The following is a 15,927-nucleotide window of genomic DNA, read 5'->3' on the forward strand; positions in this document are numbered from 1 at the left end:
GTCTCAGCCTCCTGCTTGTTGGCCGTACTCGTCGTCGTACTCGTCGAACTCCTCAGAGAACTCCTCGGAATCCTCTGGAATCGACGACTCCACATCCGATCGGACGTCGGACAAATCGACGTTCGAACGCAGTTCGTCCGTATCGATCGCCTCCTCGAGCGTCCCGACGTTGGTCACCGCCTGGATCCCGTTCTGATCGATCGCGCGTTCGATTTGTTCTGCATCGATCGCCGCACCGATCGAGTCCTCGTCGGCCTCGGCCGCCCCACGGAGCGCTCTCCGGACGGCAAGGTACCCGACAAGGACGATCCCGCCCGATGCAACTGCCCCCGGAAGGCCGTAGCGTTTGTACCCGAACGTCACCGCCTTTTTGCCGACCGTTAGTGCCCCAATCATCATCCACGATACTCGTGTCGAAGCGATAAGACGCCGAGGCTTTCGTATGACGACGTAACGCGCGACGGATCGCGACGTTTCGTCTCAAACAACGATTACGAGAGACGCGAGCGCACCCCCCAGTAAGAGCATCCCGCTGTAGGTTGCCACCTGCCTACGAAAGTTCGTGTTCGTCGACGTCGCTGCGAGTAGCGCCTTGACGACGATACTCGAGACCGTGGCGAGGAGGATAGCGATCGTCGCTTCGGTCGCCCCGAGTTGGCCACCACGATAGAGGACGACCGCCGAGGTGGTCGCTCCGGCACTCGAGACGAACCCGCTCGCGACGGCAGTTGCGTAGAACCCAAGCGTGCCGAACCAGGTTTCGGCCAGCGAACCGAAGACGAGCACCACGAGGAAGACGGCACCGAACGCGAGCGAGTTCTTCAGCGAGAACGGACTCTCGAGTTCGATCGGACCGGATTCACGCCAGTCTGCAGTCATCGCGGCGATGGCGAACGCGAGCACGATAACTGCACCGAGCGGAATAATTGACTCGAACAGGATCGCCGTCTCACCGCCCATCGTAAATCCCACGGCGATAGCGAGATTACGCGACGCCATCGCCGCGTTCGCGAGGAGAATCGCTGCGACAGCGTACGACGCGGCATCGGGGCGCTGTCGGACGTGATCGAGCATCGTCCCGACGACTGCCGTCGAGGACGCTAACCCGCCGAAAAACCCCGTGACAGCGATTCCACGGCCGCCGTACGTCGAGACGATCGCGTAGTTGACGATACCGATCCCGGCGACTGCGACGACCATGAGCCAGATGACCTGTGGCTCGAGTGGAATCGTGAGACCGGCGATTTCGGGCGTCCACTCCGCCGGGAGGAGCGGATAGACGACGAACGCCAAAATAGCGAACTCGGTCGTCGAGCGCATTTCCTCTCTGGAGAGCCCCCACGCGAACTCGTGGAGTTCTCGTTTGAGCACGAGCAACAGCGACGAGAGGACGGCGACGGCGACGGCTTCGACGACGAAGTCGGCTGCGACCAGTGCACCAACTCCGTACGCGACGAGCATCGAGACCGACGTCGTGAGTGACAACCCGGCGTTTTCCTCGCTCAGTAGCCCCTGAATTGCGAGCATGATTCCCTGGACGATGACGAGGATGCCTCCGAGGACGAGCAACCCTTCACCGAGTTGTGTCTCCGTCGCGAGCAGCGTAAAGACTGCTCCGAGCAAGCTAATGAGTGAGAACGTGCGAATACCCGCCGATTTCTGAGACCACTCTCGCTCCAAGCCGAGGAACATACCGAGTGCGCCGGCGAGCGCCAGCCGAACGACTGTCTCCTCGAGTGGCGCTTCGACGAGTTGTAACGTCACCTCGTTCACTAGCGGTGGTTCACCACGAGTCCATATATGTACGGTGGCGAAACGAGCACCGCCACCTCTCGAGAAGTGCAATCCGACACCAACTATATGCCAGCGTTCGTCCCGTCAGTCCGTTCGAATCGGAGTAACCCTCGAACGAACCGTCGCTGAACGACCCCACGCGAAAAACGACGGCATCGATAGCGATCCCCGACCCTGACCGACCGACGTCCTATAGTTCGACGTACTGTCCTTCCCAGTCACGACGCGCCTCGAGTTCGCGCCGGCCGCGTCGAGTGAGCGTGTAGAAGTTCGTTCGTCGATCACGCCGGCCTTTCTCTACGAGGCCCTTGTCGACGAGCGTGTCGAGATTCGGATATAATCGACCGTGATGGATCTCCTTCTCGTAATACTGCTCGAGTTCTTCTTTAATTGCCAGTCCGTGGGGTTCCTCCTCGCCAGCGATGACGTACAGCAAGTCACGCTGAAATCCTGTCAGGTCGTACATTGGGTAAGTACCACTTGCACTTACTGTCGAATTTTAATAAGGCTATCGGGTTGTTTCGACTGAAACAGCACTATTACAGACGAATGTTGCCATTTTCGATTTAGCCAAATGATAACGGCGGTGATGAATCGACACCGGAGGATAGGTAACGCTCGATTCATGTTTAGTGTCCGGGTAGATATTTTCCGTATTATTATACTATCGCGTAGCGAATAAACTCCGTCTACGGAGACGATACTGCGTTACTAAAAAGCAATGTTTTGACTGAGTGAATTGTATCGAAACAGGAAAGCAGATCGCGTGGCGGAAAAATGCCACGCGAGTGCTTGCCGCCCTGAATTGGTCCCCGCTGACGCTTCGGCCCTCCAAGCGAAGCGTCAGGTGAACGATTTTGCCGAGTGTACTTAAAGGTAACGACACCGGGCGGAGCGATGATACGTTCAGATTCGATGACAATCAGATGTGTTCTTCCTCGAGAACCCAGCCAATCGCGCGTTTGTAGTACGTGAACATCTCTCTAACACCCTCGTGGTTCATCTCCTCGCTCTCGAGGTGTTCGGTGAGAAACTCGTATTGCTCCCGGATTTCTTCTTCGTCTCGCATACGTCACACTACGGACGCGACACGGAAAAAAGCCCTCGCGTTCGCTCGCCCAGACCGTGACAGCAATCTCGAGTGTATCCGGAGCTGGCCAGTATGTGACTCGTCACGCATCGTGTCGTCACAAGGATGGTGACGGTTTTAGGAGTCAGTCATCGATTTGTTCGTGAAACGGTTCGCGCGGTTGACGCTCGTCGGCAGACGACAGTACAATCTGACACGGGATACGACAACGGCCGAAAAAACGAACACGTCCGTGTGACTCGAGTGAAGTAACACTGAATGAGCGAAGCCAGTACCGTTTCTTCCCGGGAGTCACTAACGTCAGTTCGACTCGAGGGAGTGACAGATGGATCTCACATGCGTGGGTTTGGACCGGTAAAAACGTCTGTCACGGGCGTTTGACTGACGGGAAAACACCACGAGGTGATGTCTTTCTGAGCCGACTCAGTGTGACCTAGAGTGCGTCGTCTTCGTCACCGTCGTCTGCCGCATCGTCTTCGTCGTCATCCATCATATCGTCGTCGTCCATCTCGTCGTCTTCGTCGTCATCCTCGTCTGCGGCGGCATCGTCGTCTTCGGCTTCTTCACCCAGCGTCAGCGTGACCTCTTCGTCGTCGCCGTCGATTTCGACGTCGTCTTCGGCTTCTTCGCCTTCGTACTCAGCGGTCACCGTGTACTCGCCGTCCTCGAGGTCGTCGAATTCGACCTCACCGTCTTCGTCGGTTTCCTCCTCGAGTGGGAACTCCTCGTCTTCGTCGTCCTCATCGTCGTCTTCGTCCTCGTCCTCGTCGTCATCGAGGAGATCATCGTCATCTTCGTCTTCGTCCTCGTCGTCTTCGTCCTCATCCTCGTCTGCGGCCGGATCGTCGTCTTCCTGAATCGACGCGTCGGTTTCGGCTTCTTCCGGATCGTCGTCTTCCTCGTCGTCATCGAGGAGATCGTCGTCGTCTTCCTCTTCCTCTTCCTCTTCCTCTTCGTCTTCGTCCTCATCGTCGTCCATGAGGTCGTCGTCGGCCTCCTCGAGTTCGACGGTCGCGCCTTCGACGGGTTCACCGTCGTCCTCGACGGTTACCGTGAGCGCATACGTTTCGTCACCGTTGTCGTCTTCGTCGTCCGTATCGTCTTCTGTCGCCGGATCTTCCTCTTCTTCGGCTCCGTCGTCATCATCGTCACCGTTTCCATCGTCAGCACAGCCGGCGAGGACGAGTGCACTTGCGGTACCTGCTGCGGCCACGAACTTACGTCGGTTCAGTTCTGAATCGGACATATCTCTGGATAGGACGTTCCCGTTGGTTTCAGTGCGGCCTGCAACTGCCGCCTGTTAATCACGTATTGAACATCCTCCAAGATGGTGTGACCGTCACCCCGGAAAACTGTTTTTTCGGTAATTGCCGATAGAGCGACACATCGGGCCGTTACCGCGGCTTTTCGATTACCCTCTATTCCTCCCGGAGTTTTTCCTTTCTCTACTGGACAGTAATAAACATAATGGCCACTAAATTCATAAAATAGTTGTATGGTTGGCGCGTTGGTACGTACGTGAAGCGTCGAATGGCCCTCGGATTCGTGTTCGCCCTTACCCTCCTCGCCCTCCTCGTCTATTTCGTTGGCAGCCAGGGAATCGTCGACGAGTTGTCCGGCGCCGACGTTCGACTGCTCGGTTTGGGATTCCTCTCTGGGTTACTCGCACTCACGTTCCGTGGTATGGTGTGGGAGCGATTTATCACACTAGTCGACACGACGATGTCCCGGCGAGTGATCTGCGGGGTCTTTCTCAGCGCGATGTTCATCAAATACGCAACGCCGTACGGCCAAGTGACGACAGAACCGTTCGTCGCCTACCTGGTCGCTCGCAACGGAGAGATGGCTTACGAAGATGGACTCGCGAGTATCCTCTCTGCAGACCTCTTGAACTACGTTCCCTACTACACGTTCGGCTTCCTCGGCCTCACGATAATCACCGTTTCCGGTGCCCTCAGTAACGGAATGGTCGCGCAGTTCACAGCCTTTGGTGTGTTGTTCGTCGTCGTGACGTCGGTCGTCCTCACCGTCGTTCGCCGACCGTCGCTCGTCTACAGAATCGTGCTTAGGTTCGCTGGCATCGTCCGTGTCGCCACCGGGCGGTTCACGGACCGATTCACCACGCAACTCTCGGAGGTGACCATCCGAGAGCGCCTCGATCGGTTCTACACGACCGTCGAGACGATCACGACCAACAGACGCACGCTCGTCGTCGCGACGATCTACGCCCACCTCGGGATGGCGTTCTTGATGCTCCCCGTCTACATCGGCGCGATGGCACTTGGCCATCAACTATCGTTACCCGTCGTCGCCATCGTCGTCGCACTCGGCAAACTGGGAACCGTCGTTCCGGCACCCGGTGGAACGGGTGGTGTCGAAGCAATCGTCACCGCCGGACTCACGACCCTCGGTCAACTCGACCCGGCAGCGGCGTTCACCATCGCACTCATCTACCGGCTCTGTACGTACTGGCTCACGATCGGTGTCGGTGGGATCTCGACCGCAAGCCTAATCGTTCGAGACTCATATGCGAGTCACTGACTGCGACATCCGCTGTCCGCACTATCAGACACGCTCGAGTGAGACGTAACCGAGACTCCGGTGTGGTTTTTGGGCTCCCGGACGTACGTCTCGCTATGAAAGTACGGGGCGAGCGCGAGTGCACTGACTGTGGAACCCGGTGGTCGTACTACGAAACCGGCGAGATCGATTGCCCGTCGTGTGGAAGTCTCCACAGCGTCGGCATAAACGAACGTGCCGAACACACCGACCTCGAGGTGACGTTCGACCTCACGGGGGTTCGAAACGACCTCGACGAACACTCGAGCGACGACGTCGCAGACCGGGCGAGCGAGGAGTGTCGCGAGTACGTTCGTCGACGCGGCTTCATCGACGGTGGATCGCTGCGTGATCTGGACGACACGTACCTGAGCGCATTCGAGTTACTCCACGTCTCCGACATCGTCTCTCGAGACTTTCGCCTCGAGGAACGGGAGGAACTCTACTTCCTCTCCTTACTTCGCGACGCCGATCAGGGTGACCGCCCACCGGCAGCCGAAATTCCGCCGTCGCTTCGCAGCGCTCGCGGACTCGCCTACGCGACCGCCGTCGACGAATACCGCCGAGACGTTCGAACCTGGGTCGACAACGATACCCTCACGAGTACCGAACGGGCCACCCTCGAGACGCTCGACGATCACGTCACGCGTGTCCGGATGCTCGATGGCGACGTCGCACCGGAACGAGCAGATCAACTGGTCGACGCCACACGCGACCTCGCGAGCGGACTCCGTGGGGACGAACAGGCCGTCGTACGGGCGCAGGATCGACTCGAGACACTCGAGTTCGACGACGCCGTCTAGATATGGAGAGTAACCGCTCCGTAGAGGAGGGAGCGTCGGTCAGGGAAGCGACACGTCGATCTCTTCTTGGAGGCTCGCCGCTTTAACCGTATTATACAGTAACATCGCGCGCGTCATCGGACCGACACCGCCGGGGACGGGCGTGATCGCGCTGGCGCGTTCTTCCGTGCTCTCGAAGTCGACGTCACCGACGAGTTCGTATCCCTTCTCGGTGTCTGCTTCGACGCGATTGACACCGACGTCGATGACGACAGTGTCTTCGCTGATCATCGAGCCGTCGATCAGTTCGGGAACGCCGACGGCGGCGACGACGATATCCGCGTTGCGGGTCTTCTCACCGAGGTCGTCGGTTCGGGAGTGACAGACTGTCACCGTTGCGTTGCCGTCCTCAGCCTTCTGGATCAAGAGGTTCGCGAGTGGCTTGCCGACGATATCCGATCGACCGACGATCGTGACGTCTTTGCCTTCGATGTCGACGTCAGCCGACTCGAGGAGTTTCTGGACGCCGTGGGGCGTACACGGACGGAATCGAGCGTCGCCGGCGACGAGACGGCCGACATTCTCGGGGTGGAAGCCATCGACGTCTTTTGCTGGATCGACGCGACGGATGACCTCTCTGTAGTCGACGTGGTCTGGAACGGGTGCTTGGACGATGTATCCGTGAACGGCCGGGTCCTCGTTGAGGTTGCCAATAGTCTCGTAGAGTGCCGAAGGCGGTGCATCGCCCTCGACGTCGACGTGAACGCTCTCGATGCCGACTTCCTCGCAGTCGCGTTGTTTCATGTTCACGTAGGTCTGGCTGGCGGGATCGTCGCCCATCAGTACCGTCGCTAATCCCGGTCGTGCGCCCGCGTCGGCCAGTGTTTCGATTGCACCCGTCAACTCCTCACGAATCTCGCTCGCGACAGCGTTGCCGTCGATGATCTCGGTCATTACTCGAGTGGGCGGCCGCGAGGCTATTCAACCCTCGGGTTCGTGCCCAGAATCGCCATGTCCGCTGGCCACACTATCCACGGATGTGGATATCGTGTCGGTAATACGCCCGAATGATACGCAGTGGTATCGTCTGTTTCAATAGGTAGGTTGAAGGCAGATGGCATGCCATGTAGTAGCATATCATCAATGGCTACTGACGATTTTAAACTGATTACCGAAACGGTGGGACCAATCGCGGCGGTGGCATTGCTCATTGGGACGGCAGTCGGAATGAGTATCTTCATCGTCCCGACACAGATGGCCGCCGTCGCTGGACCCAGTATCGTCCTGGCGATCTTACTCTCGGTAGTGCCGATGGTACTGGGAATGTTGTTGTTGTTACAACTCGGTGGTGCAATCCCAGTCGCCGGTGGCGCGTACGTCTACGCCTCGAGGCTCGTCGGGCCGTACTGGGGATTCCTCGGTGTTGCAGTTCCGGTGTTGTCGGTGTGGGCGTACCTGCTGTTCGCGGCGCTTGGCTTCGCCGAGTACGTCCCGGTCTTCGTCGAGTTGCCGACGCTAGTATCCGTCTACCTCCTGCTCGGAGCGTTTCTGGTGTTCAACTACGTCGGCGTTCGTCTCGCCGCGAACATCCAGATCGTTCTCGTCTGTCTGTTGATCGCGGCGATGATCACGTTCGTCGTCGGCGGCTTCACGTCCTTCGATACCGCGAACTTCGAACCGATGTTCCCCGCCGGTGAAGGCGAACCGTACGCCGACGGATACGCCCCCTTCTTCCTGGCAGCCGTGACGCTGTATATTCCGTTCCAGGGCTTCGCGATGATCATCGAGATCGGCGAGGAACTCGAGAACCCGGCGAAGAACATCCCGCGCGTCCTCGCAGCCGGGATGGCACTCGTGGCAGTGTTGACGATTGCCGTCATCATCGCCCTGGTCGGTGCCGTCCCGTGGGAAGCGATCGCCCAAGACGGTGAGGCCGTCGACGGTGGTATCGCGGCCGTCAGTGAAGGAATCTTACCCGGCTGGGCGATCGCGTTCGTCGCGATCGGCGCCCTCGTTGCGGCCGCGACGACGACCAACACGCTCTACACGTCCTACTCGCGGACGATCATGCGCGCGGCCCGTGACGACGTCATTCCCGAATTCTTCGCCGGGATCGACGATCGGTTCGGAACGCCAAACCGTGCGCTGTTGTTACTCGGGCTCCCCCCGTTACTCGCCGCCCCCCTTATGGGCCCCTTCGGGGCGATTCTCACCGTCGACGTGTTGGACTGGCTCGTGACCGTCACGGTCACCGGAATTTTCATCAGCTTCATGATTAGCGGAGTCGCGCTGTGGAATCTCCCGAAAATTTTCCCGGATCGGTACAAGTACTCGTTCTACCGACTCCCGATGCCGGTGCTCAAAGTCGTCGCCGTCGGCAACGTCGTCGTCTCCGCGGTGTTCATGGTGTTCGTCGCACTGGGCGCACCGTCGGCACTGGTGCTCCAGTTCGGCTGGATTCTGGTAATGTCGTTGTTGTACGTCTACCGAATTCGGACGTACGGCGACGAGGACGAAGACCTCCGCGAAAAGATGTCACTCCTGCACAAACACGAGTCGATCGGTGCCGACTCGAGCGACTCGAGCGACGACTGAGGGAGAACACTCACGTATCCACCAAACGGTCGCCCGCTATGGAAACTGGTGTGAGTACTCGGTGGAACCGCTGGATGCCCGCGGCAAGTGGGCCGGGACAACGAGTAGCGGAAAAAAGCGACGCGACCGAACGCTGATGATCGACCGAATCGACTACTTACTCGTACAGCGGATTCGCGCCACAGAGGTCCTCAACTTCGCTCCGAACGTCTTCGATGACGGCTTCGTCTTCGGGGGCATCGATGACGCGGGAGATCAACTCACCGACTTTGCGACAGTCGTCTTCGTCGAAACCGCGAGTCGTCAGTGCGGGCGTGCCCGCGCGGATACCCGATGGGTCGAACGCCGAGCGCGTCTCGCCGGGAACCGTGTTCCCGTTGAGGACGATTCCGGCGTCCTCGAGCGCTTCCTCCGCGTCGCCGCCGCTCGTGTCGGGGTGGCTCTCGCGGAGGTCGACGAGGACGAGGTGGTTGTCCGTTCCCTCTGAGACGAGCGAGAAACCGTTCTCGACGAGACGCTCGCCGAGGGCCTTCGCGTTGGCGACCGTCTGATCGGCGTACGCCTCGAACTCGGGCTCGAGGGCCTCTTTGAAGCCAACAGCCTTCCCGGCGACGTTGTGCATGAGCGGCCCGCCCTGTCCGCCGGGGAAGACGGCGGCGTCGATGTCGTCGGCGTACTCCTCGTCGCACATGACGATGCCGCCGCGACCGGCGCGAATGGTCTTGTGGGTCGAACCGGTGACGAAGTCGGCGGTGCCGACCGGCGAGGAGTGAACGCCCGCAGCGACGAGACCGGTGATGTGAGCGATGTCGGCGAGGTGGAGTGCGTCGACGCTGTCTGCGGCCTCCTGAATGCGCCCCCACTCGATCTCGCGCGGGTACGCGGAGTACCCCGAGACGATGATGTCCGGCTCGAACTCCTCGGCCTGTTCTGCGAGCCCCTCGTAGTCGACGTAGCCCGTCTCGGCGTCGACTTCGTACTGCTCGACGTCGTAGAGTTGCCCGACGAAGTTCGCCGGATGGCCGTGACTGAGGTGTCCGCCGTGGGTCAGATCCAGCGAGAGGATCTTGTCGCCGGGCTCTAACATCGCGAAGTAGACGGCCTGGTTGGCCTGGGTGCCCGAGTGGGGCTGGACGTTGACGTGCTCGGCGCCGAAGAGCTCTTTCGCACGGTCGATGGCAAGTTGCTCGACCTCGTCGGCATACTCGCAGCCGCCGTAGTACCGGGAACCGGGATAGCCCTCGGCGTACTTGTTCGTCAGCGCACTTCCCTGCGCGTCGATAACCGCCTGACTGGCGTGGTTCTCGCTCGCGATCATCTGCAGGGACGATCGCTGGCGTTCGACCTCACCCTCGAGTGCATCTGCCACGGCGGGATCGACCTCCCGTACGTGCTCGTGTTCCATGTCCGATGTGCCGGCTGGCGAGTGTATAAGTGTACCCGTCTTCGGCAAGTGGGGCCACTACTTGGCCTCCAGAACAGCGGTTCGGTCACGATCCAATCGAAAGAGGCGTGGTCGGGTATTAACCGCTCAAATTCCTCATTTCCGACGTTTCACGATCGTAATGGCAGATATTGTCGTGACACACCCGATACAACTAACTTTGCAGAGAAACATTCAGCGAACCGAATGATAGAGTGGGCGATGGGCGATAATACGCTCCGTGTGACGGACGCCGACAACACCGAACTGTCGGTACACGGTGAGACGCTCGTCGTCGACGGCCCAGGTCCGGACATCCCGCGCCCCGTCGACGAGACGGTCGTCGTTACGACGGACGAACTGCGATTCCCCCACGCCGTTACCTACGCGTGTTCACTCAGCACAACAGCGCAACACGAACTCGATCCGGACGGCACCCCGCTGTCGCTCGCCCCCGACGAGTACGTCGTCGATATCGACGCCGAGATCAAAACGTACCTTCGATTCTCCGGCAGTGCGACCATTTCGAAGGCCGGTGGCTACGAAGAAACCGTCGTTACCTTTCCCGAACGGACCCGCGTCATCGTCGGCTTTCGGAGTCGTCACGAACTTCCGACGGAGACGATTACCGTCCCCGACTCGCCGACCGAACTTGCAACTGCGATTTCCCACCTCGCTACAGCACACAAAACCGACAGCCCGGATCGCACGTACCCGACACTTCGAGGCCACCCACCGCTCCTCGAGCGCGGCAACCACCTCGAAATTCCCGACACCGTCCGCGAGAAGCGTATCGACACCGGTATCGAACTCCTCGTACCAGCCGACTACGAGACGCTCTACGTGATCGCACCCCTCGCCTACTATCTTCAGGCGACGATCGTCCCGTTCGATGCCCGCGGAACCGAATCGAACGAACCGACGCTTCGTTCGACCGACGGGTCGATCGAAACGCAACTCTCATCGATGCCCAAACTCGAGCGAGACGTCGAACAGTTGCTCCGAAAGGCGTTTTTCCTCGATTGCCTCGTCCGGAACGTCGGTCTCCACGGTACCGATCTGGCCGAACTCAACGTCATCGACGCGCTCGGAGTCGACGCACAGGGGCTCTACGATGCCCCGCCACGGGAACGACTCGCCGCGTACCTCGACGTTCCCTACGCTGCAATCGAACACCGACTCCCGGATTGGCACCTCTCGACGTACGTCGCCCCGACGTACGATACTGTCGAGGCCCTCCCGTTCCTGCTCGATCGGATGAGCATGATCTACATGCCACAGACATCCGAACTCGAGGGGAAAGAACTCGTCGAACGATCGCTCGAGGACTTCTACCGCGCCGGTCGTTCTCCCGAAAACGCGGACACCAGGGGTGCAATGAACGGTGCCGTCGCGTCCGTCGATATCGTCAAACCCGACCTCAAAACAGGTCGCGTCCACGGATGGCTCGCCGACGGTGTTCCAATCGACGTCTTCAACACGACACCGGAGGCCTACCACAATCGACTCGAGTACATCGAAGGCCCGAGTTCGACGACGTCGATCTGTATCGTGTTGAACGATCCCGAGATGGCCTGCGAACACGATGACGTCGCCAGTATCTACCGGCAACGATCGTCGGAGCTCTCGATGGACGTCACCGTCCTCGAATCGCTTACGTCGAGCGAACTCGCCCGTGTGTTCGAAGCCGACCACGACTTCGTCCACTACATCGGCCACTGTGAAACCGATGGACTTCGCTGTACGGACGGCTCGCTCTCGACCTCGAATGTGGACGAATCAAACGCACAGACCTTCTTCCTCAACGCGTGTGGCTCCTACTACGAAGGGGTCGATCTGATCGAAAACGGCAGCGTGGCCGGTGCAGTAACGTTTCAAGAAGTTCTGAACGAACACGCGGTCAAAGTGGGCTCGATGTTCGCCAAACTGCTCGTCCACGGATTCAGTTTCGAACGCGCGCTTCGCCTCGCACGCAGACGAATCATGATGGGCAAAGACTACGCCGTCGTCGGCGACGGAACTCACTCACTTGTCCACGGTGAAAACCAGCTTCCGATTACGATCACTCTCGAGGCACTCGACGGTGAACCCTCGAGGTACTTCGTGACGTTCGATTGTTACTCGACACGAGCAACGGGGTCGTACTACTACCCCCACACCGAAGAAAACGAGTTTGCGTACCTCAGCGGGACACAGTCGAACATGACGCTCACCTCGAGTGAGGTTGCAACGGTCCTCAAGGAAACAGACGCGTCGGTAATTTACGACGGCGACGTCTACTGGTCGAACGATATCTGGTCGCACTTTGTCCAGTAAGCAGCTTAGGGACCACCGTACGTACTGACACGCTTTGCACTCACTAGCGGGAACCGACGCGCATCAGCCGTTGACCCCCAACGATACAACTTCCGACCAATCGACGAACACTGTTCGTAGCTAGCACCCATACGAGCCAACAGTACTACGGTAGCATATATAATTATTATCCACAATACAATGACGATGACAATGCCGAAGGAAAGACTGTAACACGGAACGTCCTATCTAGACAATTGGTTAACAAGTATCGGACTTCCATCCGGATTTGATCGGGAAATTGACGATATCTGAGACAAAACTTACCGGTGTCCCGTCGCGATTGGATGTTCTGGTGGTCAAACGGCCACCAAAATTAAGTAACATCCGTTCGTTTACTTCTGTATAGTCATGGCCTCGAATTTACTCAACCACCAGATTGACGATATCCTCGAATCTGTTCTCGAGGATGCATCTGGGGACGTATACATGGTTAATCCGTCCGCAGATGCGATCGAAGAGTTCGTTTCCGTCGCGACCGCATTCGACGGCGAGTTGCCGTCGGTTCACATGCTCGCAGACGAGCGAACACTCAAAGATGTGATGGGCGACTTCATCATCGCCTCGAACGCTGCCGACCTCATCAGCGAGGACGCACTCGCACTTCGCACGCTCGAGCAAGCACCCGAAAACTCGCTTTTGAGCACCGACGAACGCGTCATCGCGATCGTTCACGCCGGCGACCGCGTCGGCGGCCTCGTCACCGACGAAGAGAGCTTCGTCGCCGACACGTACGACACGTACGCCGGCCGCTGGGAGGACGCCACCCAGTTCAACCTCCGGACGCCACCGATCACGGACGTCCAGGAGACCCTCGCCGACGAGATCAGTCCCGAGGCAGAGGAAGATTTCACCTCGATCCTCAACTCGCTCGAGACCGCCCGCGGCGACGGCGACGGCCTCGACGAAGTAACCATTTCGCTGCTCGTCGCGGCGAAGAACGAGGCCCTGCTGTACGACATCAGCAAGTGGGGTGAAGACGTCGGCATCGCGTCCAAAGCAACGTTCAGCCGAACCAAGACCAAACTCGAGGACATGGGTCTCATCGACACCGAGAAGGTTCCGATCGACGTCGGTCGCCCGCGACTGCGCCTGACGATCGGCGACGATCGACTCCGCGAGGCGGACAACGGTCAGCTCGCGACGGTCGCGCAGTCGATTCTCAACTAAAACATTTTACTCTGCGTTCTGACGACCTGACGACAGCATCGCTGTCGCACAGGGCGTCGTCACTCGGTAAAATGTTTATAAAAAGCACTCCTTCTTCTGTTTCGTTCACGACGCGGCTCACGGCTTCGCCGTTCGCTTGGTCGCGGCGCTACGCGCCGCGCACTCCACATCAGTCGTCGGCCCGCTCGCTCACCCTTCGGGTTCGCTCGCGGTCGTCTTCGGATAACAACCTGCCCTTCCCCGGGTCGCACGCTCGCCACATTCCGGCGAGCGTGCTCTCGGCCGGCTGTTTTTGTCCGATGGATGGCGCAATGCCCAAGTTGTCGCCGTGAGACGACTCGAGTATGTACGAGGCCGTCCACGCCCATCCCGACGGAGAGAGCACGGTCGCCAGACTCGCGAAGACGGCGGCCGATTACGGCTTCGAGGGCGTGGTCGTGCGCAACCACCACGATTCGCGTGGAGAGTACGACGCCGAGGAAATCCGCGAGGCGTACGACGTCGACGTCGTGACGGGCCTCGAGATACGAGCCGACTCCCCCGAACAGGCCGGGGGGTCGGTTGGAAATTATCGAACGGAACAGACGATCCTCGCGGTTCACGGCGGTTCGAACGCGATGAACCGGTTCGCGGTGGAAACGGACAAGGTCGACGTTCTCGCTCATCCGATGGCCGGCGGTGGTGACGTCAATCACGTGATCGTGAAAGCTGCCGTCGAGAACGGCGTTCGCCTCGAGTTCGACCTCTCGGGGGTGCTCCGACGAAGCGGCGGTAGACGAGTGCGAGCGATTCAGTCGCTGCAGAAACTCGAGGAGATCGTCGACTACTACGACGCGCCGTACGTCGTCAGTGGTGATCCCCGATCGCACCTCGAGATGCGCGCCCCGCGCGAACTCGCTGCGCTGGGCGAGGAGTTGGGCTTCTCGAGTGAGTTTATCGAAGCGGGGCTCGCCGAGTGGGGCCACCTCGCCGAACGAAACCGAGCGATTCGCTCCGAGTCGTTCATTGAGCCGGGCGTCGAACGGGGGAGATATGACGAAGAGTCCTGAGGAACACGCCGCGAGGTTCGACGAAAAGGCGGCGAGTTACGACGAGTCGAAATCACCCGAGTATCGGACGTGTGCGGACCTCGTGGTCGAACACGCGAATCCGAGCGAGGACGATATCGTTCTCGATCTCGGCACTGGAACCGGCGCGATCGCCCTCTCGCTCGCAGCCGACGCGAAGCGCGTCGTCGGTCGGGACATCAGCGAAGCGATGATGGACGAGGCCAGAGCCAAGGCCGACGAGCGTGGACTCGAGAACGTCTCATTTGGCCACGGGACCTTCCGTGAACCCGACTACGACGGCGAGGTCGACGTACTCACCTCGAATTACGCCCTCCATCACCTCTCGGATGTAGAGAAACGCGAGGCGATCGCGACGATCGCCGCCCTCGAGCCCCGGACGTTCGTCCTCGGTGACGTGATGTTCTTCGGCGAACCGGATCCGGACGAGCCGTACTACTCGCCGGAGGTCGACGATCCGGCGACCGTCGGCGTCCTCGCGGACGCCTTCACCGACGCCGGTTTCTCGCTCACCGCAGTCGAACAGGTCCACGAACAAGTCGGCGTCCTAGTTGCGGAACGGGCGACGACCCGAGCGGACGACACTGACGCTCTCGATTCCGCATGAAACACCTGCCAAAACACCTCCAGCCGCGCTGGCGTTATCTCGCGATCGAACTCGAGAGTTGGCCGGACGTTTCGATCGATCGGCGGGCGTTCCAACGCGAGTGTTGGTACGCGGCCCAGAATTTACTGGGGGATCCGGGCAGCGCTCGAGCCGATATGACGGTCGTCAGGTTCGAATTTGGCGATGGAACGGGCACAGCGATCGTTCGCGTCCGCCGCGGTGAGACTGAACCTGGGCGGGCAGCGGTCGCCTGTATCGACGAGATAGACGGTTCTCCGGTCGGAATTCGGGTCTGTGGTATCAGTGGCACGATCCGTGCCGCTGAAGAAAACTATTTAGGTCGACGCGGGCAAGATTCCGAAGAGAGAAACGTCGTGTTCGGGAACGAGGAGCGAGTCGCCGTTGTGCGCGATGGATCTACAGACGTGCGACTCGATGAGACGTTCACGGGTGCGACAGACCTCGATTACGATTTAGCGTGATAC

General features: G+C 59.5%; 15 protein-coding genes. 8 read left to right on the forward strand and 7 right to left on the reverse strand.

Annotated elements, in window-relative coordinates; genetic code table 11:
- Positions 1 to 3 precede the first annotated feature (3 nt).
- The 5 genes from BB347_RS04425 to BB347_RS04440 all read right to left on the reverse strand — a co-directional run bounded on the left by BB347_RS04425 (position 4) and on the right by BB347_RS04440 (position 4,130).
- Positions 4 to 396, reverse strand: a complete 393-nt coding sequence (locus BB347_RS04425; protein WP_076580103.1) for a hypothetical protein — start codon at positions 394 to 396, stop codon at positions 4 to 6.
- 84 nt (positions 397 to 480) lie between these two features.
- Entirely contained in the window at positions 481 to 1,773 is a 1,293-nt protein-coding gene (locus BB347_RS04430; protein WP_076578011.1) for an MgtC/SapB family protein, read from the reverse strand.
- A gap of 211 nt (positions 1,774 to 1,984) precedes the next feature.
- A complete protein-coding gene (locus BB347_RS04435; protein WP_076578009.1) occupies positions 1,985 to 2,260 on the reverse strand; it encodes a PadR family transcriptional regulator in 276 nt (91 codons plus the stop codon).
- Positions 2,261 to 2,716: 456 nt separating this feature from the next.
- On the reverse strand, positions 2,717 to 2,863 hold the full coding sequence (locus BB347_RS19225) for a hypothetical protein (protein ID WP_168170928.1): 147 nt from the start codon (positions 2,861 to 2,863) through the stop codon (positions 2,717 to 2,719).
- A 454-nt stretch (positions 2,864 to 3,317) separates the two neighbouring features.
- Positions 3,318 to 4,130, reverse strand: a complete 813-nt coding sequence (locus tag BB347_RS04440; protein WP_076578006.1) for a hypothetical protein — start codon at positions 4,128 to 4,130, stop codon at positions 3,318 to 3,320.
- A gap of 272 nt (positions 4,131 to 4,402) precedes the next feature.
- On the opposite strand from BB347_RS04440, the gene BB347_RS04445 reads away from it, so the two are divergent.
- Both BB347_RS04445 and BB347_RS04450 read left to right on the forward strand, forming a co-directional pair.
- The gene (locus BB347_RS04445; protein WP_076578004.1) at positions 4,403 to 5,425 is read left to right on the forward strand and encodes a lysylphosphatidylglycerol synthase transmembrane domain-containing protein; all 1,023 of its coding nucleotides are present in this window, start codon (positions 4,403 to 4,405) and stop codon (positions 5,423 to 5,425) included.
- 95 nt (positions 5,426 to 5,520) lie between these two features.
- Positions 5,521 to 6,246: a DUF7117 family protein gene (locus BB347_RS04450; protein WP_076578002.1), complete on the forward strand. Its 726-nt coding sequence runs from the start codon at positions 5,521 to 5,523 to the stop codon at positions 6,244 to 6,246.
- 39 nt (positions 6,247 to 6,285) lie between these two features.
- Here BB347_RS04450 and BB347_RS04455 read toward each other — a convergent pair whose 3' ends face one another.
- On the reverse strand, positions 6,286 to 7,179 hold the full coding sequence (locus BB347_RS04455; protein WP_076578000.1) for a bifunctional methylenetetrahydrofolate dehydrogenase/methenyltetrahydrofolate cyclohydrolase: 894 nt from the start codon (positions 7,177 to 7,179) through the stop codon (positions 6,286 to 6,288).
- Positions 7,180 to 7,368: 189 nt separating this feature from the next.
- On the opposite strand from BB347_RS04455, the gene BB347_RS04460 reads away from it, so the two are divergent.
- Entirely contained in the window at positions 7,369 to 8,820 is a 1,452-nt protein-coding gene (locus tag BB347_RS04460; protein WP_076577998.1) for an APC family permease, read from the forward strand.
- Positions 8,821 to 8,977: 157 nt separating this feature from the next.
- On the opposite strand, the gene glyA is transcribed toward BB347_RS04460, so the two are convergent.
- Positions 8,978 to 10,225, reverse strand: a complete 1,248-nt coding sequence (gene glyA / locus BB347_RS04465; RefSeq protein WP_076577996.1) for a serine hydroxymethyltransferase — start codon at positions 10,223 to 10,225, stop codon at positions 8,978 to 8,980.
- A gap of 225 nt (positions 10,226 to 10,450) precedes the next feature.
- Between glyA and BB347_RS04470 the strand changes: the two genes are divergently transcribed.
- The 5 genes from BB347_RS04470 to BB347_RS04490 all read left to right on the forward strand — a co-directional run bounded on the left by BB347_RS04470 (position 10,451) and on the right by BB347_RS04490 (position 15,924).
- Positions 10,451 to 12,559, forward strand: a complete 2,109-nt coding sequence (locus tag BB347_RS04470; RefSeq protein ID WP_076577994.1) for a hypothetical protein — start codon at positions 10,451 to 10,453, stop codon at positions 12,557 to 12,559.
- A gap of 390 nt (positions 12,560 to 12,949) precedes the next feature.
- Entirely contained in the window at positions 12,950 to 13,768 is an 819-nt protein-coding gene (gene tbsP, locus BB347_RS04475) for a transcriptional regulator TbsP (RefSeq protein ID WP_076577992.1), read from the forward strand.
- A gap of 344 nt (positions 13,769 to 14,112) precedes the next feature.
- A complete protein-coding gene (locus tag BB347_RS04480) occupies positions 14,113 to 14,817 on the forward strand; it encodes an RNase P subunit p30 family protein (protein WP_076577990.1) in 705 nt (234 codons plus the stop codon).
- A complete protein-coding gene (locus BB347_RS04485) occupies positions 14,801 to 15,442 on the forward strand; it encodes a class I SAM-dependent methyltransferase (RefSeq protein WP_076577989.1) in 642 nt (213 codons plus the stop codon). Before BB347_RS04480 ends, BB347_RS04485 begins: the two co-directional genes overlap by 17 nt.
- Positions 15,439 to 15,924 carry an Rpp14/Pop5 family protein gene (locus BB347_RS04490; RefSeq protein ID WP_076577987.1) on the forward strand — a complete coding sequence of 162 codons (486 nt, stop codon included), beginning with the start codon at positions 15,439 to 15,441 and terminating at the stop codon, positions 15,922 to 15,924. Before BB347_RS04485 ends, BB347_RS04490 begins: the two co-directional genes overlap by 4 nt.
- The last annotated feature ends 3 nt before the right edge of the window (positions 15,925 to 15,927 follow it).

It is taken from the genome of Natronorubrum daqingense (genome assembly GCF_001971705.1).
Lineage (GTDB): Archaea > Halobacteriota > Halobacteria > Halobacteriales > Natrialbaceae > Natronorubrum > Natronorubrum daqingense.